This is a genomic window from Colwellia sp. MEBiC06753, from assembly GCF_053470325.1.
Window position 1 is genome coordinate 218,839 of the sequence record NZ_JBQMTM010000003.1, and the last position, 18,902, is coordinate 237,740.

The 18,902-nt window shown below is 40.7% G+C and carries 14 protein-coding genes and 3 tRNA genes; 10 read left to right on the top strand and 7 right to left on the bottom strand.

Features of this window, described 5'->3' with window-relative positions; translation table 11 throughout:
- Positions 1-12 precede the first annotated feature (12 nt).
- The 3 genes from uup to rlmKL are packed head-to-tail and all read right to left on the bottom strand — an operon-like array spanning position 13 to position 4,377.
- Positions 13-1,920 (bottom strand): ATP-binding cassette ATPase Uup, encoded by a 1,908-nt coding sequence (uup, locus tag ACOB82_RS04170; protein ID WP_448211678.1) that lies wholly within the window; start codon positions 1,918-1,920, stop codon positions 13-15.
- Between the two features lie 15 nt (positions 1,921-1,935).
- Entirely contained in the window at positions 1,936-2,232 is a 297-nt protein-coding gene (locus ACOB82_RS04175; RefSeq protein ID WP_448211679.1) for a glutaredoxin family protein, read from the bottom strand.
- A 15-nt stretch (positions 2,233-2,247) separates the two neighbouring features.
- The gene (gene rlmKL / locus ACOB82_RS04180; protein WP_448211680.1) at positions 2,248-4,377 is read right to left on the bottom strand and encodes a bifunctional 23S rRNA (guanine(2069)-N(7))-methyltransferase RlmK/23S rRNA (guanine(2445)-N(2))-methyltransferase RlmL; all 2,130 of its coding nucleotides are present in this window, start codon (positions 4,375-4,377) and stop codon (positions 2,248-2,250) included.
- 419 nt (positions 4,378-4,796) lie between these two features.
- Here rlmKL and ACOB82_RS04185 point away from each other — a divergent pair.
- The 3 genes from ACOB82_RS04185 to ACOB82_RS04195 all read left to right on the top strand — a co-directional run bounded on the left by ACOB82_RS04185 (position 4,797) and on the right by ACOB82_RS04195 (position 5,422).
- Positions 4,797-4,873 (top strand) — tRNA-Met (locus ACOB82_RS04185).
- A gap of 43 nt (positions 4,874-4,916) precedes the next feature.
- Positions 4,917-4,993, top strand: a tRNA-Met gene (locus ACOB82_RS04190).
- A 352-nt stretch (positions 4,994-5,345) separates the two neighbouring features.
- Positions 5,346-5,422: transfer RNA gene (locus ACOB82_RS04195), tRNA-Met, on the top strand.
- A gap of 254 nt (positions 5,423-5,676) precedes the next feature.
- Here ACOB82_RS04195 and ACOB82_RS04200 read toward each other — a convergent pair.
- The 4 genes from ACOB82_RS04200 to ACOB82_RS04215 form a co-directional block, all read right to left on the bottom strand.
- Positions 5,677-6,882 (bottom strand): alpha/beta fold hydrolase, encoded by a 1,206-nt coding sequence (locus ACOB82_RS04200; protein ID WP_448211681.1) that lies wholly within the window; start codon positions 6,880-6,882, stop codon positions 5,677-5,679.
- A gap of 133 nt (positions 6,883-7,015) precedes the next feature.
- Positions 7,016-7,204 carry a hypothetical protein gene (locus ACOB82_RS04205; RefSeq protein WP_448211682.1) on the bottom strand — a complete coding sequence of 63 codons (189 nt, stop codon included), beginning with the start codon at positions 7,202-7,204 and terminating at the stop codon, positions 7,016-7,018.
- Between the two features lie 106 nt (positions 7,205-7,310).
- A complete protein-coding gene (locus tag ACOB82_RS04210) occupies positions 7,311-9,302 on the bottom strand; it encodes a diguanylate cyclase (RefSeq protein WP_448211683.1) in 1,992 nt (663 codons plus the stop codon).
- Positions 9,303-9,690: 388 nt separating this feature from the next.
- Positions 9,691-10,575 (bottom strand): LysR family transcriptional regulator, encoded by an 885-nt coding sequence (locus ACOB82_RS04215; protein WP_448211684.1) that lies wholly within the window; start codon positions 10,573-10,575, stop codon positions 9,691-9,693.
- Between the two features lie 205 nt (positions 10,576-10,780).
- Here ACOB82_RS04215 and ACOB82_RS04220 point away from each other — a divergent pair, with 205 nt between their 5' ends.
- The 7 genes from ACOB82_RS04220 (at position 10,781) to ACOB82_RS04250 (ending at position 18,901) form a co-directional block, all read left to right on the top strand.
- Positions 10,781-11,551, top strand: a complete 771-nt coding sequence (locus ACOB82_RS04220) for an SDR family oxidoreductase (protein ID WP_448211685.1) — start codon at positions 10,781-10,783, stop codon at positions 11,549-11,551.
- Positions 11,552-11,590: 39 nt separating this feature from the next.
- Positions 11,591-12,805, top strand: a complete 1,215-nt coding sequence (locus ACOB82_RS04225; protein WP_448211686.1) for an acyl-CoA dehydrogenase family protein — start codon at positions 11,591-11,593, stop codon at positions 12,803-12,805.
- 43 nt (positions 12,806-12,848) lie between these two features.
- Positions 12,849-13,610 (top strand): SDR family NAD(P)-dependent oxidoreductase, encoded by a 762-nt coding sequence (locus tag ACOB82_RS04230; protein WP_448211687.1) that lies wholly within the window; start codon positions 12,849-12,851, stop codon positions 13,608-13,610.
- Between the two features lie 57 nt (positions 13,611-13,667).
- Positions 13,668-15,488 carry an acyl-CoA dehydrogenase gene (locus ACOB82_RS04235; protein WP_448211688.1) on the top strand — a complete coding sequence of 607 codons (1,821 nt, stop codon included), beginning with the start codon at positions 13,668-13,670 and terminating at the stop codon, positions 15,486-15,488.
- A 29-nt stretch (positions 15,489-15,517) separates the two neighbouring features.
- Entirely contained in the window at positions 15,518-15,988 is a 471-nt protein-coding gene (locus ACOB82_RS04240; RefSeq protein ID WP_448211689.1) for a MaoC family dehydratase, read from the top strand.
- Between the two features lie 13 nt (positions 15,989-16,001).
- A complete protein-coding gene (locus ACOB82_RS04245; RefSeq protein ID WP_448211690.1) occupies positions 16,002-16,916 on the top strand; it encodes an SDR family NAD(P)-dependent oxidoreductase in 915 nt (304 codons plus the stop codon).
- A 314-nt stretch (positions 16,917-17,230) separates the two neighbouring features.
- Positions 17,231-18,901, top strand: coding sequence for an AMP-binding protein (locus ACOB82_RS04250; protein WP_448211691.1), 1,671 nt, complete (start codon positions 17,231-17,233; stop codon positions 18,899-18,901).
- Position 18,902 lies beyond the last annotated feature (1 nt).

Genomic DNA, 18,902 nt, shown 5'->3' on the forward strand with positions numbered 1-18,902 from the left:
TATTCTCACTTATTATTTTGCATCTAACTCTTGCCACCTGTCATAGGCAGCTTCGAGCTTGGACTCGCTTTCTTGCAGCTGGTTCAAAATTTTCTGCGTTGTTTCTTGATCTTGGGTAAAAAAGTCTGGCTGATTTACCTGCTCTTGTAGCGATCCAATTAACGACTCAAGATTATCTATTTCCTCAGGCAAAGCTTCAAGCTCTCTGGCCTCTTTATATGATAATTTTTTCTTTTCCGGAGCTTTTGGGGCATTTATCGTGGTATTAACCTGCGCTTTTTGCTCTTTTACTACCGGTTGATGCGCCTTGCGCTGTGTTTCTTTATAAGCCAGATAATCATCAACATCGTCATAACCGCCAACAATTTGTTCAATATGGCCGCTACCGTCAAAATACAAACAGCTATTTACACAGTTATTGACAAAGTCACGGTCATGGCTCACCAAAACCACGGTGCCATCATAATTAGCAACAACTTCTTCAAGTAATTCTAATGTTTCTATATCTAGGTCATTGGTTGGCTCATCGAGTATCATCAAATTACTTGGACGTAAGAATTGACGCGCCAATAACAAGCGATTCTTTTCGCCACCAGATAACGCTCTTACTGGTGTACGAGCACGTTTGGGGCTAAAAAGAAAGTCTTGCAAATAACCTAATACATGACGTGAACGGCCATTAAGTGTCACTTCCTGTTTGCCGTCTGCCACCGTATCTTGCACCGTTTTATTCGGGTCAAGTTGTTCGCGATGCTGATCAAAATAAGCTACTTCAAGATTTACCCCAACCCGCACTTTGCCGCTGGATGGTTGATACTGCTCCATCAATAACTTAATTAACGTTGACTTGCCAGTACCGTTTGCGCCAATTAATGCAATACGATCGCCACGGGAGATAAGTAAGTTCAAATGGCTAATAACTTGTTTATCATCAAATGACATTGAAACATCTTGTGCTTCAAATACCAGCTTGCCAGAGCGTTCACCTGACGAAATTTTAATATCGCCTTGCGACTTAAGCTCTCTTCGCTGCTTACGTTCAACTCTTAATTTTTCTAAAGCACGCACTCGCCCTTCATTACGGGTACGACGCGCTTTAATGCCTTGTCTGATCCAAGCTTCTTCTTCGGCAAGGCGCTTATCAAACAGCGCATTTTGCTGTGCTTCCACTTGCAAGTCATGTTGCTTTTGTTCGATATATTTATCGTAATCACCGGGATAACTGGTTAAATGGCCACGATCTAAATCAATAATGCGAGTCGCTAAACGACGAATAAAGGCACGGTCATGACTGATAAAAACGATGGTGCCAGTAAAGTTTTTCAAAAACGCTTCAAGCGATAACACGCTATCAATATCTAAATGGTTAGTTGGCTCATCAAGTAACAAGACATCTGGATCTGTAACTAACGCTTTAGCCAACGCCAGTTTACGTAACCAACCACCGGAGAGTTGATCAATTTGGGTATCAGCATTTAATGACAAAGTACTTAACACTTGTTCAATGCGTTGTTCATCTTGCCAAGCGTTAGCTTGTTCTAGCTGTTGCTGGGTTTGCGCAAGTTTTTCTAAGTTAGCGTCTGTCGGCGCTTCAGTGACCAGCGCAACCAATGCGTGATAACGTTGCAGTAGCTCAGCATTTTCTTTTAAGCCTTCAGAAACATAAGAAAAAATTGTTTGTTCACTGGTTTCGGGTGGATCTTGTTCGAGCATCGCCACTCGAATATCATTTGAAAACACCAGTTGGCCGTCATCTAACTGACGTTCACCACTGATCACTTTTAACAGTGAAGATTTACCTGCACCATTGCGCCCAACTAAACATACTCGCTCGCCTTTATTGATTTGCAAATCAGCGTTATCAAGTATTTTGTCATCACCGTAGGCTAATTCAGCGTTGGTTACTCTAATTAATTCCATGCAGTATTACTTCTTTTATTCATTATCGGTTATCACGCTGATATGACTTATATCGTACGTGCTTTTATCGTGAGTAGTTTTGACAAAAGCTGTCAATGCCGCTAAATCAAACGGCCAAAACAGCTCTTTACCATCGATATCCCGCTGCATTACAGGAATATGTTGGCCGTAAGCCTCAACTAAGTCATCTTCATCAACAATATCAACCAAGGTTAACATAATTGGGGTCGGCAATTGATGGCAAAGTGCTAATGCCTGTTCGCATAAATGACAGCCTTCGCTGCCATATAAAATAAAACCATATTCAATCATTTGGCTAATTCCCTGCTATTTCCGAGTTAATAACCAACTGTTATGAATATGTTTATTGCGAGCAAAGTCTTTATCACGAGTTTTCTCAGTTAAGCACTCGACACTAAGGCCTAACGCATTCATGGCTTCAACATCCATTTTAAAATTACGTTTGTTGTTGGTAAAAATAATTTCACCATCATCGGTTAATGAATTTAACGCATCAGTTAACATTTCAACATGATCACGTTGTACATCAAACGCATCTTCCATACGTTTAGAATTCGAAAACGTTGGCGGGTCAATAAAAATACTTTGGTATTTTTCGGTATTTGCTTTGAGCCAAGCTAAACAGTCTGCTTGAATAAATTCGTATTTATGGCCAACTAAATTATTCAGTGCAAAATTTTCTTCCGCCCAGTTCAGGTAAGTTTTTGACATATCAACTGTCACTACTTTTTCAGCACCATGTAGCGCCATTTGCACAGAAACCGAACCTGTATAAGCAAATAAATTCAAGCACGTTTTACCTTTGGCGCGCTTGGCGACAATTTGCCGAGTTTTACGATGATCTAAGAATAACCCAGTGTCTAAATAGTCCCATAAGTTAACTTTTAGTTTGGCGCCATATTCATTAACAATCAGTGATTGATTCTTTTTATTAATTTTTTGATATTGATTGCTGCCCTTTTGCTTTTGACGCGTTTTCAGCACCACTTTGCTGGTATCAATACCCGTCACTTTCGGCGCCCAGTAAATCACTTCTTGCAAGCGTTTAGCGACTTTTTCAGGTTCTATATTAGCGGGGGCTGCATATTCTTGAATTACCAAATAATCGTTATAAATATCAATGGCAACGTTATATTCGGGAATATCGGCATCATAGCAGCGATAACAACTAATGTGCTCTGACTTAAGCCAACCTTTTAATGTTTTTAAATTCTTTTTCAAACGGTTAGCAAAGTCTGAATCTTGATTCGAAAAATCAACATTGCCATGAGCAGCATCACGCGCTAACTGCTTTTCATCAATATCATAAATGGCAAACACGCAATCTAGCGGGCCATTTTTAAATTTATAACGCTTGGTTGTCGCCAGTTTGAGTAACATTAACAGCTCAGAATTAGCGGTTAACATTGCCACTCGCCAGTTAGCATATTGTTGCTTGAGCTTGTGGCCAAATTCGCCAAACAGTTCCACCAATTCAGGCAATTCGCCAATACGCTCACCATAAGGCGGGTTAAATAACATGACGCCGGGTTTAGAAAAGACATTATTAATTTTGCCCGCATCTTTACAGCTAAACTCAATCAGATCAGAAAATCCGGCTTTTTTAGCATTTTGTTTGGCCGTTTGAATAACCCGACTGTCAATATCACTGCCATAGACTTTGCTATTAAATTGGCTGAAATTATCTATAGATTGCTTACTAACATCTGTAAGTACTTTTTGCCAAGTATCAACATCATGGCCTAACCATGATTCGAAGCCCCATGATAGCCTGTCAATACCAGGCGCTTGACCACAAGCCATACTTACCGCTTCAATTAGTACTGTGCCAGAACCACACATAGGGTCAACTAACGGCTTCGAAGTATCATTTAACCAACCTGAGCGCAGTACCATGGCCGCGGCTAAATTTTCTTTTAGTGGCGCAGCGCCACTGTCTTGACGGTAGCCACGTTGAAATAATCCGCGACCAGAAAAGTCGAGATAAAAACTCACAACCCCCTTGAGTAAGCGCGCTTGAATACGAATATCAGGATGTGATTTATCAACTGATGGTCTTGGCAAGTCGGCATTTCTAAAGGTATCTACAATACCATCTTTAACGGTAAGGCCACCAAATTGAGAATTTCTGATTTCACTACTTTTACCAACAAAATCAACGACAAACGAATGCTCAGATTCGAAACAAGCAGGCCAATCTAGGGTTAATGTTGCTTGATATAAGTCATCTTTTGTTTTTATTTCTGCTTCATCTAATTTCAGCAACACTCGGGTTGCTAAACGCGTCCACAAGCAAACATTGTAGGCCGTATCTAAGTTAGCGGAAAAATATACCCCTTCTGGTTTTTGCACAACATTTTCACCACCTAACTGCTGAATTTCTTCTGCCAGCAAAATTTCTATACCTGGGGATGTTAACGCTAAAAATTGATACATATATTCAGTCCGAACTCAAAATTGGCGGCAATTATAAACAAACTCAGATAAGACTAATAGCCAATAGGTAAAAATACCTGATGTTCTAGCCAACTAACTTAAGCTTAATGATGAAAATCATAATATTTAGCCAAATCAGCTGATAAAAAACACAGTTTGAGCATCTTTTAACCTTATAACAAAAAACTTAATAAAAGCGGTTGCAAAATACCTCAACTATCCTTAAGATACGCCTCGCTTTCACAGTGGTGAAACAAATTCGTGATAATGGAATCAAAACATTATTGGCTTGTTTAAGTGAACACTTAAACCATTCGGACGCGGGATGGAGCAGTACGATAAATCGTTGTCGGGCTCGCAAAATCACGAAAAGCCGAAGGTCGTCGTAAACCGACGACTTAAATCTAAATGTTTACAGGCGCGGGATGGAGCAGCCTGGTAGCTCGTCGGGCTCATAACCCGAAGGTCGTCGGTTCAAATCCGGCTCCCGCAACCAACTCTTTCGATAGCTTTAGAGTATAAATAAAACTATTTACAGGCGCGGGATGGAGCAGCCTGGTAGCTCGTCGGGCTCATAACCCGAAGGTCGTCGGTTCAAATCCGGCTCCCGCAACCAACTCTTTCGATAACTTTAGAGTATAAATAATATCGATACGGTTGATACGACCTAAGGTCGTCGGTTCCCTCTCTTCAAATAGGGGCTCCCGCAACCAACTCTTTCGATAGCTTTAGAGTATAAATAATATCGGCATGGTTGATACGACCTAAGGTCGTCGGTTCCCTCTCTTCAAATAGGGGCCCCGCAACCAACTCTTTCGATAGCTTTAGAGTATAAATAATATCGGCACGGTTAATACGACCTGAGGTCGTCGGTTCGCTCTCTTCAAACAGGGGATCCCGCAACCAATTCTTTATAGGTAGAATTAAAACACCTTGGCTTGTTTAAGCAATCGCTTAAACCATTCGGACGCGGGATGGAGCAGCCTGGTAGCTCGTCGGGCTCATAACCCGAAGGTCGTCGGTTCAAATCCGGCTCCCGCAACCAACTTTTCAATAATTCTTATATCTAAATAATACCGATACGGTTAATACGACTTGAGGTCGTCGGTTCCCTCTCTTCAAACAGGGCTCCCGCAACCAACTTTTCAATAATTCTTATATCTAAATAATACCGATACGGTTAATACGACCTGAGGTCGTCGGTTCCCTCTCTTCAAACAGGGCACCCGCAACCAACTTTCAATAATTCTTATATCTAAATAATATCGTTACTTTAGCGCGCTCATACTCAACATTTTGCTAATCAAACTCTTTTACTTGGTTTAATAGCCATTGATAGATACTAATATCATAACTGTTATATCTGTCATCATAGCTAAAACCGGCATCGCCATTATTCATCGCAGATAAATCAAATATTTGATTAGCAATATCATGACCTTGTCCTACTACCAAAGACAATTTAGGAAGTACTGTCGGCTGACAATGCTCAATAGGCCTGTTATAACCACTCGTACTATTTCCCCTAGCGACTACTTCATCGTCACTTCCGTGAAATAGCCACATTGGTATATTGTTTAAATTACACAAAATACTAGGGATTTTTTCGTTTTCGCTAAAGGGGTAGCTACCTGAAATTGTTAACAATGCTGCTATTTTTTCGGGATATGTCGCCGCATACTGATAGCTAATGAAACCGCCTTGACTCCATCCGGCAATATAAATTCTGCGCTTATCAATATTGTAGGTATGCGTAATATATTCAACAAAACCATTGAGGCGATATATGCCGCTTTTACCCGGTACGTCTCCATATTGCGGCGAAACGACAATAAATGGCAATTCGCTATCCCACTTATCTTGATTAATTAAATCAAATGGACCTCGGCTTATCGCAACATTATCTAGCGCAAACAGTGGATCATCACCTGAACGCTCAGCATTTGCCCCATTGCCATGATTAAAAATAATAACCGGATATAGCTTTTCGGGATCTGTGCCATAATCCTCAGGTAAATGCTCAACATAACCGAAGTTTGACAAGGTTGTGCCTATTGCCCGCTTAGTTAACTTAGTTGGAAGTTGCCCAATAACCCGCACTAACCTTGATTGTTCAATTGCTTGATTTCCCTCGCTATCCTGAACAAAATAATCACCGACACTAGTTACATCAACATTATTTATAATTTCAACTTGTTCAGATAAATCTCCGTCTTGTTGATCAAATGCCGTTGCGCCATCATCGATATAGGTATCACCTAGCGTTAGCAGTACCGTGCGCGCTCCAGCTAATTCAATAACTGGCTTTTGATCATTTATCGTAAAATCAGGTGTCGGAACATTCCACCATAAAGTTTGTGGATCAGGTGGCGCTAACTGCGGCACTAAACCTTCTGCAACGCCCTCTGTATTGCATGCGGTTAACGCCATGACTATAAAACTAACTACCGCTAAGCAACTGAATTTTGCTGCACGACTATTTTTATTATTTTTGATTAGCGCCATATCACCTTTCTACTTTAACTATCTTATTAACAACCAATTAATACCTTTACAGTTAGCTTAGTGAAAAACCAATTAGATGTGACTAATGGCAAGAAATAAGGTTTAAATGGCAGAAAGATAAACGCTTAATAATTTAATTTGTTAACCCGTTTGCCTGTAAAATTTTGTTTCTTAGCCAAAGGTTGGCCGGATCTTTATCGACATTGCAATGCCAATATAAATGCACATCTATTGGCGGAATTTCAACAGGCATTGGCGCTATTGATAGTGGTAAAAACGATTGATACATCCGCGCGGCGTTTTCAGGCAAAGTAAGTAACATATCGTTGTTTAAAATAACCCGGCACGCCGACAATAAATGCCGACATACTATTTATCGTTCAATAACAATAGAATTGACTATTAATAGCTACTAGCTGTACACCTCTTTAGGTGATTGGCTCATGGTAGAAACAGCAAGAATTCCTATTATTTTGTTTCGATTGATACATTGCATGATCAGCAAACTTGATAAGTTCCTTACTGCTAGTGCTATCGTCAGGAAAGATAGAGATACCAATGCTGCAACCAACAGACAATACATGTTCACCGACAATTGTAGTTTGAATTAAACTCGATGAAATTTTGTCTGCCACTTTTAGAGCGTAATTTGCTTCTTTAATATCTTCTAGTAAAACAACAAATTCATCGCCGCCAAATCGGCCAACAGTGTCATTAGCTCTAACTTGTGACTGTAACCTATTCGCAACTTCGGTAAGTATTTTATCACCAACCTCATGGCCTAAATTATCATTAATCGGTTTAAATTTATCTAAATCAATAAATAAGGTGGCAAAACGAGTATTACTTCTTTGCGCCCTCAGTACCGCTTGTTCATGCCGCTCAATAAATAATGAACGACTTACCAATCCAGTTAAATAATCATAATGAGCCAGTTGTTCTAATTTGTGTTCAGTCGCAAGTTGCTCGGTGATATCAGTCATCAAAATAACATAGTTGATCAAACACCCATGTTCATCAGTCACAGCGCTGATACTGACCTCTACAGGGTACTTCTCTCCATCAAGTGTTCTGTCGCTTAGGCGAGTACGTAGATACCCCTTATTTTCAATAACCTTGTCCAGTAACTGCCTTGAGCTGTATTGATCCATTAGCTCAGAAAAAATATAAGGCTTACAGCCAATTAAATCTTCCTTTTGATAATGGGTGCGTTGCAAATAAGTGTTATTAACCGACTCTATATTCCAAAGTGAATTTGTAATAAAAATACTATTGCTAGTCGAATCAAAAACGGTTGCCGATAACAACAACTCCTTCTGTGCCTCTCTTGACTCCGTCAGATCTAATACAAATGCAATTCCATTATTGGCTTCGCCATTTAACAACGCAGCACCAACAATAGTAGGCACAGCTTTCCCTTGTTTATTGAAATACTCTTTTTCAAAGGGTTTACAATAGCCATTTTGCAAAACTTCAGCTAAGCACTCTCGATCCTGTTGTTTCCATTTATCAGGTGTAAGGCTTTGCCAATTTAATTTTCCTGTTTCAACATCAATATCGTCGTAACCCAGCATAGTTAAAAAGGACTTGTTAGCACGAGTGATAGCACCACTTTCGTCCCAATTAATAATTCCGATCAAGTTAGTATCAAACAGGCTTTTAAAATAATTTTCACTGATCAGAAGGTCTCGCTCTGTTTTACTGATTCGGAAAATTAGAGGGCGAGTAACTGCTATTGCTAAAGCTATCATGATCAGCAAAACAACTCCCCAAATTGTGTAGGAAAGGTGTTTCATCCACATAGCACCTTGACTCAGCACATAGGAAAACTCATATTCTTTTGCGGTAATTTGCTCATTCAGTGTCGTTAACTGAGGAGTATATTTACTTAAATCTACAGCAGCATCTTTACTTACCTCATCATGCATCGTAGAAGCAAGTAACATGAGTTCTTCTAGCAGCATATCTGCCTCAGTCCAAGCCACAATAGCGTCTTTCATGTAAGAAATATGCTGAAACCGCAAAAAGAAATTGATCATACTATCAATATCTTCAGGGTGATTCTGTCCTTTTATAAGCCCTTGATAGGCCAAGCTATAATCTAGCGTATCGGCTTGCAGTGCTTGCCGAGCCTGTTTATCTCCAAGCGGCGTAGCCAACAGTTCAAGAAATTTAACGTATTCCGCGTTATCTTTAGTGTAAGCGAATGCTTGGAGATGAAATAGAGCATCTTTTTGTGCTTTAGCCCACAAACTTTCTCCACGAATATAGGCACGAACAGAATCTAAAATGTTAAATTGCAGGTATGAAAAACCAGAAATTGTGAGGGTAATTGCAACAAAAATCGTTGCAATTAAAATAACTTTATCTTTAATCAATAAAGGCATCTTGCCAAATCTATTCGTTAATGTATTAACCAATATACTACTCCAACGTCCATGTTATTCTTACATCAAATAAAAATAACAACTTTCACTTGATAACAGACATAATCTTTAGTGTAACAAAACTATCATATTTATCTAAATTAACGATAGCGAGTCGCACAACGCAATATATGTGTCCTGAATATATTAGCAGAAAACACCTAAACTAAATGTAGATTGACCATTTAAAGGGTTCACTGGCTGTAATTCACTTTCTTAATAAACTTGCGAAACATTCCAGCAAAAGTTTCATGATCAACTGAAGTTGTTGCTGACTATCACCTTTCGGCGACACCTTTGCATTGCATGCAGAAAAAGTAACTTTAGCAACTAAGACATTAGTGATTAACATTGTGTCTTGCTTGTTTAATAAACCAAAAAATTAAGCCTGTAAAATTTTGTTTCTTAGCCAAAGGTTAGCAGGATCTTTATCGACATTGCGATGCCAATATAAATGCACATCAATTGGCGGAATTTCAACGGGCATTGGCGCTATTGATAGTGGTAAAAACGATTGATACATCCGCGCGGCGTTTTCAGGCAAAGTAAGTAACATATCGTTGTTTAAAATAACCCGACACGCCGACAATAAATGCTGACACCTTAAGCCGACTTTTCGCTGAATTCCCAGCCTTCCCAACTCAAAGTCTTCTATACTTGGGCCAGATGTTCTAGCAGACGCTAATATATGCGTTTGCGTTAAATACCGCTGTAAATCTAGTTTACCTGTAAATATTGAGTGGTCTTTCCTTGCCATCACCACTAACCGATCTTTTTTAATTTGCTGATGCATGACATTACTGCTTACCGGTAGCAAAATATCTATTGCCACATCGATATCGCCACTGGCTAATTTATTTTCCAGTTCACTACGTCTAACTCGTTTACTGGTAAAATTTAAATGAGGCGACTCGGTGAGCAATTTATCGGTAAACAATGGTAAATAGGAGGCTTCTAAAGAGCTATGCATTGACACCGTGCAGTATTTACGTGAAGTTGCTGGTTCAAATTTTTGCGACTGATAAATACTGTTATGCAACTGATGGAGCGCTTCTCTAACCTCGCCAATCACATTCTTCGCCAATGCTGTAGGTTGCATTTGATTACCTTGGCGAATAAATAACTGGTCGTTAAATTGCGTACGCAACTTAGCCAAAGAGTGACTTACCGCTGGCTGCGACAAATTTAGCGCTGATGCTGCTTTGCTAATATTGCCTTCACAATAAATTGCTTCAAATACCACAAAAAGATTTAAATCAATTTTCATTTAATACTACCGCCAAAACATTATGCACATTACGAATAATAAGCCATTACTATTATTCATTTGTTTAATACAAACAAGCAAAATATGATGATGAGCTAGTTAAATTATCCAAGTAATTGATAACAATTTTTCAATACCGTCAACAGTGTTTAGTGCTTGAATTAGCCATATGTAGCGGCATTGTTCATAAAAAAAGAGAAACTATATGACCATACCAAACCTATTTGATTTAACCGGAAAAGTCGCATTAGTCACTGGTGCAAGCAGAGGTATTGGCGAGCATATCGCAAAAACCTTAGCTAGCTATGGTGCTCATGTTATTGTTTCAAGCCGAAAAATAGATGGCTGCCAGGCGGTTGTAGACCAAATCATTGCTGCAGGTGGCAGTGCCGAGGCTATCGCCTGTCATATTGGCGAACTTGAACAAATTGATGCCCTTTTTCAGCAAATTAGTGATCGACACAGCAAATTAGATATTTTGGTAAATAACGCTGCTGCTAACCCGTATTTTGGTCATATTTTAGATACTGATCTCGCGGCCTACGATAAAACCGTCGATGTAAACATTCGTGGTTATTTCTTTATGTCTACCAAGGCTGCCAACTTAATGAAAACCCATGGTGGCGGCAACATCGTTAATGTTGCATCGGTTAACGGCGTGATCCCTGGCGATTTGCAAGGCATCTACTCCATTACCAAAGCAGCGGTCATTTCAATGACCAAAGCATTCGCCAAAGAGTGCGCGCCGTTTAATATACGAGTGAATGCCCTACTGCCAGGTGCTACCGATACCAAGTTTGCCTCAGCGTTAGTTAAAAACCCTAAAATTCTTGCCCAAGCTATGGCTCACGTTCCAATGAAACGCGTTGCTGAGCCAGAAGAAATGGCAGGTACTGTGCTGTATTTAGTCTCAAATGCTGCCAGCTACACAACCGGTGCCGCGATAAATGTCGACGGTGGTTATTTACTCGCATAATCGCTTTAGCTAGCTAGTCTCCATTAGAAAGGAATTATCATGAACTTTGAATATACGCCAAAGGTTCAACAACTTATTGAACAAGTTCGCCAGTTTATGGATGAACATATTTACCCAAATGAACAGAAAATGCATGAACAAGTACAAGTAGATCCTTGGTCAACACCGCCATTGATGGATGAGCTTAAGTCACTTGCAAAGCGCCAAGGACTTTGGAATTTATTCCTACCTGTTACTTACGGTAAATACAGCGCTGGACTAACTAATTTAGAGTACGCGCCATTGGCAGAAGAAATGGGTAAAGTCATTTGGGCACCGGAAGTGTTTAACTGTGCCGCCCCCGACACAGGCAATATGGAAGTACTCGCGAAGTATGGTAATGCTCAACAGCAGCAACAGTGGCTAGAGCCTTTATTAGCAGGTGAAATTCGCTCAGCCTTTGCCATGACCGAGCCAGAAGTTGCTTCAAGTGATGCCACCAATATTCAAACCACTATCATCCGCGATGGTGATGACTATGTGGTTAATGGCCGAAAATTCTACATTAGTGGCGCTTGTCGCAAACAATGTGAAATTCTAATTGTCATGGGTAAGACTGACCCAAGCAATGACAACCGTTATATTCAGCAATCACAAATCCTAGTACCTATGAACACACCAGGGGTAAACATTATTCGCCCAATGCAGGTATTTGGTTATGACGATGCCCCTGAAGGACATGCCGAAATTGTTTTTGATAATGTTCGCGTACCAATCGCCAACATTATTGCAGGTGAAGGCCGCGGCTTTGAAATCGCTCAAGGTCGTTTAGGCCCTGGCCGAATCCATCATTGTATGCGCTCTGTCGGCGCTGCCCAACGCGCGTTAGAGTTAATGTGCAAACGCGTTAACGAACGTAAAGTATTCGGTCAGCCGATGAGCAAATTACAAAGCATTCGGGAAGATATTGCCAAATCAGCCTGCCAAATCGAACAAGCACGTTTGATGACATTAAAGGCAGCGCAAAAAATGGATACGGTTGGCAATAAAGCGGCAAAAGACTTAATTGCCATGATCAAAATTGTCGCCCCATCAATGGCACTTGATGTGATTGATCGCGCGATACAAATTCACGGAGCAATGGGCGTATCACAAGATACCTTTTTAGCCCAAATGTTTGCAGGTCAGCGCTCATTAAGATTAGCCGATGGCCCCGATCAAGTGCACATGATGCAATTAGGCCGCGATCTGGCAAAACAATTTGAACAAAATTAATCACTGATAAAATCAATAAAATACCAAAATAATAGAAGGTTCTATGGACGTACTACTCGATTTTACCAACAAAGTCGCCATCATTACTGGGGCTTCACAAGGGCTTGGCAAGCAATTAGCTATCGAACTTGCCACACGCGGAGCAAAGCTTGTACTTGGCGATATCAAAGCTGAACAACTGAAAGATTTCGCAGCGACATTAACAGCTAAAGGTTGTGAAGTAGCGTTTTTAGCGGGTGATGTATCAACTGCCAATTACAGCCAACAACTTACAGAATTAGCCGTTAAACAATTCGGCGGTGTCGATATTGCCATCAATAATGCTGGCATCGCCCCTGCTTTTGCGCCACTACACTTAACCGATGAAGCGACCATGGATAAGCAATTTGCGGTGAATGTTAAAGGCGTTCAATTTGGTATGAAATGCCAAATTACACAGATGTTAAACCAAGGCTATGGCGTAATTTTAAATGTCAGCTCAATGGCTGGCCTTGGTGGTGCCCCCACTATCTCTTCTTACGCAGCAGCTAAACATGCGGTAGTCGGATTAACTAAGTCGGCAGCAGTAGAATATGCCGTTAGTAATATTCGTATTAACGCGGTATGCCCATTCTTTACCTTAACAAATATGGTCACTGATGTTTCAGATGAAGAAGGTCGTAAAGCGCTCGCTCGTAGAGCACCAATGAAGCGTTTAGCCAAGCCTGAAGAAATTGTTAGCACCATATTATTGCTTTTATCTCCGGCTAATACCTATATGACCGGCCAATGTATCGCTATCGACGGCGGCGTTTCAGCAATGTAGTAAGCAAATTATTTGCGAATTAACTCATCAATTAACCACTTATTGGAAAACCTAACCATGACAGCGCCCATGCTTAACGAACGAGATATTGCATTTTATTTATATGAATTATTTGACAGTCAGGCTTTATGTCAACGCCCGCGCTATCAAGATCATGATCAAACTACATTCAATGAAGTCATCAACACGGCCAAGCAAATAGCTGAAAAACATTTTTTACCAATAAGGCATAAACTCGATCATCAACAGCCTAGTTTTGACGGTCAAAAAGTCCATCAACTACCAGAGTTAAAACCAGCACTTGATGCCCTATATGAATCTGGACTACCAAGTGCCTGTGCAGATTATCAATATCATGGTATGCAACTACCGCCTATTGTTGCAAATATCGCAGGTTGTTACTTAACTATCGCTGGTGGCACGGCATTGGGTTACAGCATGCTGACCACTGCCAATGCCAATTTATTACAAGCTCACGGCAGTCAAGTGCTTAAAGATAAATGGCTTCAACCACTGCGCGAAGGACGCTACGCCGGAACAATGGCAATGACCGAGCCTGGCGCAGGCTCAGGGCTTGCAGACTTAACCACGAGTGCAGTGAAAACCGATGACAATCATTACCTAATTACTGGCAATAAAATCTTTATTTCTGGCGGTGATCACGACCTAAGCGAAAATATCGTTCATTTAGTTCTCGCGCGCATCAAAGGCGCTCCTAAAGGCACTAAAGGTATTTCCTTGTTCGTTGTCCCTAAATATTTGGTCAATGATGACGGTAGCTTAGGGGAAAGAAATGATGTCGCGCTAGCCGGTTTGTTCCATAAAATGGGGGGGCGCGCTCAAACCTCTACCGCTTTAAGTTTTGGCGAAAACGGTGGCGCTATTGGCTACTTGGTTGGTGAAGAAAATTGCGGCTTACAATACATGTTCCATATGATGAACGAAGCAAGGATTATGGTAGGCACCAGTGGAGCAGCCATAGCCATGGCGGGTTTTCAATATTCACTCGATTACGCCAAGAACCGCCCTCAGGGTCGTTTGCCTTCGTGTAAAGATCCACTATCACCTATGGTCAATATTATTGAACATGCTGATATCAAGCGAATGCTGCTTGCACAAAAAGCCTATGCTGAAGGGGCAATGGCACTAGTGCTTTACGGTAGCCAATTAGCCGATGACGAAAAAACTGCATTAACTGAACAAGCGCGGACACATGCTCATACCCTGCTCGATGTATTAACACCTATTATCAAAACTTGGCCATCGGAATATGGTTACAAAGCCAACGACTTAGCGATTCAGGTACTTGGTGGTCATGGTTATATTGATGAACACCCAGTCGAAATGTTTTATCGAGACAACCGACTTAACCCTATTCACGAAGGAACAACTTGCATCCAATCACTTGATTTACTTGCCCGTAAAGTACCAATGAACAACCTTAAAGGCTATCAAACAGTGATCAATGAGATTAGCCAAACCATCGCCAGCATTAGAGCAAATGATGAGCTTAAGGCAACGATCGAACCATTTGTAGTTCAATTAGTTGAAGCTGTAGATACCTTAAATGTCACGACAATGGCGTTATTAAACGCCATGAAAATAAAAGATATCGACTTGGTGTTAGCCAATTCGGTGGCATATCTTTCATTATTTGGTCACGTAGTGATTGCTTGGCTTTGGTTAAAGCAAGGCAGTATTGCCAGCAAAGCGTTATTAAACAATTCGCTTCATGAAAAAGAGCGCGACTTTTATTTAGGCAAACAACAAGCCATGCAGTTTTTTTATCGCTACGAGCTACCAAAAATAGACTTATGGTCAGAAATTTTAACCAACTTTGATGACACCACCAGCCAAATGCAAGCGGCTTGGTTTTAATCAATCGCTTCTAGCATACAGGACATGCAATGATAAAAATAAACATTAACGATATTGCTGAGTATATTGGCTACCAAGCACCTGTAAGCCCTTGGCATACAGTGACACAACAGCAAATTAATCAGTTTGCTGATTGCACGCTAGATCACCAATTTATTCACGTTGACCCAGAAAAGGCGGCTACCACGGATTTTGGTACCACCATTGCTCATGGTTTTTTAACGCTATCAATGCTATCGCACTTTGCGGAAAATTTTAGTGTCATGATTGACGGCTGCTATATGGGAATAAATTCAGGATTCGATAAAATACGTTTTCTTAGCCCAGTCAAAGTCAACAGCCGCATCCGCGCTCACGCTAAAATCATCAGTATTGACCAAACCAAGCCTAATCAATTTCGCCTAAAAACTGACGTTTCCATAGAAATTAACGGGGTAAAAACACCGGCACTTGTTGCAGAATGGATCAGCATTCAGTTGGTAAAAACAAACGAACAATAAAAGAGAGTGTTACATGACAATATCATTTGACGGAAAAGTTGCCATCGTCACTGGCGCAGGAAATGGTTTAGGACGCGCTCACGCGTTAGCACTAGCAGCACGCGGAGCAAAAGTTGTTGTTAATGACTTAGGTGGCGCGCGAGATGGCCAAGGACAATCTTCAGAAGCCGCCAAACAAGTGGTTGAAGAAATTATTGCCGCTGGCGGTGAAGCCATTAGTAATGGCGCCAATGTTGCGGACTTTGACCAAGTACAAGTCATGGTGTCTCAGGCCATGAAACAATGGGGGCGCATTGATATTTTAATTAACAATGCCGGAATTTTACGCGATAAATCATTTAGCAAAATGAGCTTAGATGACTTTAAATTAGTCATGGACGTTCACTTAATGGGCTCAGTAAATTGCACAAAAGCAGTTTGGGACATCATGCGTGAGCAAAATTATGGACGCATTGTCATGACCACGTCCTCTAGTGGCATGTACGGCAACTTTGGCCAAAGTAACTATGGCGCGGCAAAAATGGCTGTGCTTGGGTTAATGAATACCTTGGTGCTTGAAGGCACGAAACATAACATTTATGTCAATGCAATTGCGCCAACAGCTGGCACCCGAATGACCGAAGATTTAATGCCACGAGACTACCTTAAATTGCTGTCTCCAGAAGCAGTAACAGCGGGCCTTTTAACCTTATGTGACAAAGATGCCCCCAACAAAACAATCTTATCAGCGGGTGCTGGTGGTTATGCGGTTGCGACGATGGTAGAAACCGACGGCATCTTTTTATCTACCGAGAAGCAAACACCTGAAAATATTCGCCAGCAATGGCAAACAATTACCGACAGTTCAAGCCAAGTTGCCCTAGAATCTGGCGTTAAGCAATCAGAGAAGTTTTTAACTAAAGCGCTGGCTGCGCTCAACAATTATTGATAAAACACTTATTAATAAAAATTTATTACTAACAAACTATTACTAAAAACTATTACTAAAAGCTTAAATTAATTACTGAGGATTAATTACAGAGTGGGCAAAAGCTTTAATCAGCGAGCATTAATCAGCAAACATTAAACAGCAAGATTTAACCCAACAAGCTTTTATTTGCCAAAAACTTAGCCCGCTTAACACAAAAAAGCCTGATAAAATAAGCTGTAAAATTTAAACAAAAAACAATAATAAGAATAATAAGAATAAATAAAACAATAAAAAATCAATTACAACAACCGTTTATTAAGAAGGAAAGTAAGATGGAAAAAGTGTGGTTAGAAAAAAGTTACCCGCCAGGTGTACCCTTTGAAATTGATCCAGATAAATTTTCATCACTGGCACAAATGTTTACCACATATGCCAGCCAGTACAGCAACAATACCGCTTTTATTAATATGGGTGCCAGTATCACCTATCAGCAACTGTATGATCAGGCCAAGGCCTTTGCTGCCTTCTTACAAAACCAATGGCATTTTAAACCGGGCGATAAATTTGCCATTATGATGCCTAATACCTTGCAATACCCTATTGCATTATTTGGTGCCTTGCTTGCCGGCTTAACGGTGGTTAACGTTAACCCGCTATACACTGCCAGAGAATTAGAGCACCTATTAAAAGACTCTGACACTAAAGGCATTTTAATTATTGAAAACTTTGCTCATACCCTTGCCAGTGTCATTGATAAAACCAATGTTCAACATGTCATTGTTACGGGCTTAGGCGATCGCTTAGGTGCTCTCAAAGGTTTAATGGTTAACACTGTGGTTAAGCACTTTAAAAAAATGGTGCCCGCTTATCACTTAGCCAATGCCGTTAAATTTAATCATGTGTTAAAACAAGGCTCACAAATGGCCTTTACCCCAGCAACAATAGATCCAGAAGATTTAGCCTTCTTACAATATACTGGCGGTACAACGGGTCCATCAAAAGGCGTCATGCTTACCCACCGCAGCATGATAGCCAATTTAGAGCAATCTAAAGCCATGACCACGCCAATTTTCGATGAAAATAAAGAGCTGATGGTAACTGCCTTGCCGCTTTATCATATCTTTGCCTTAAACTCGAATTGCTTATGTTTTATCGCGTATGGCGGCAGTAACCTATTAATTACCAACCCACGAGATATGCCGGGTTTTGTCAAAGAGCTGGCTAAATATCGATTTACTGCCATTACTGGCGTTAACACCTTGTTTAATGGCTTAGTCCATACCCCTGGTTTTGAAAAGCTCGATTTTTCAGGGTTAAAAGTTGCGTTAGGTGGTGGTATGGCTGTGCAACGGGCAGTTGCCGAAAAGTGGCAAGCTATTACAGGCATACGATTACTTGAAGGTTATGGCTTAACAGAGTGCTGCCCAATGGTGACCATTAGCCCGTATAATCAAACAGAATTTAACGGCTCAATTGGTTTGCCAGCAGCCTCTACCGACATTCGCTTAGTGAATGATGATGGCGTCGATGTTGGTATTAATGAACCGGGCGAAATGTGGGTTAAAGGCCCGCAAGTAATGAAAGGTTACTTAAATAGACCTGATGCTACAGCCGAAACTTTAGTGGATGGTTGGCTTAAAACTGGCGATATCGCCACCATGGATGAGCAGGGTTATTTTCGTATTGTTGATCGTAAAAAAGACATGATTATCGTTTCTGGTTTTAATGTCTATCCCAATGAAATTGAAGAAGTACTCGCCTTGCACCCTGGCGTGTTAGAGGCTGCTGCAATTGGCATCCCCTGCGAAGCCACTGGTGAAAAAATAAGAGTTTATATTGTTAAGCAAGATCAAAACTTAAATGAAGCCATGCTTATTGCTCATGCCAGAGAAAACCTTACAAATTACAAAGTGCCCAAAGAAGTGTATTTTGTTGATGAAATGCCGAAATCCAATGTCGGTAAAATTTTAAGAAAAGAACTGCGGGCATTAGCCGCCGCTTAAA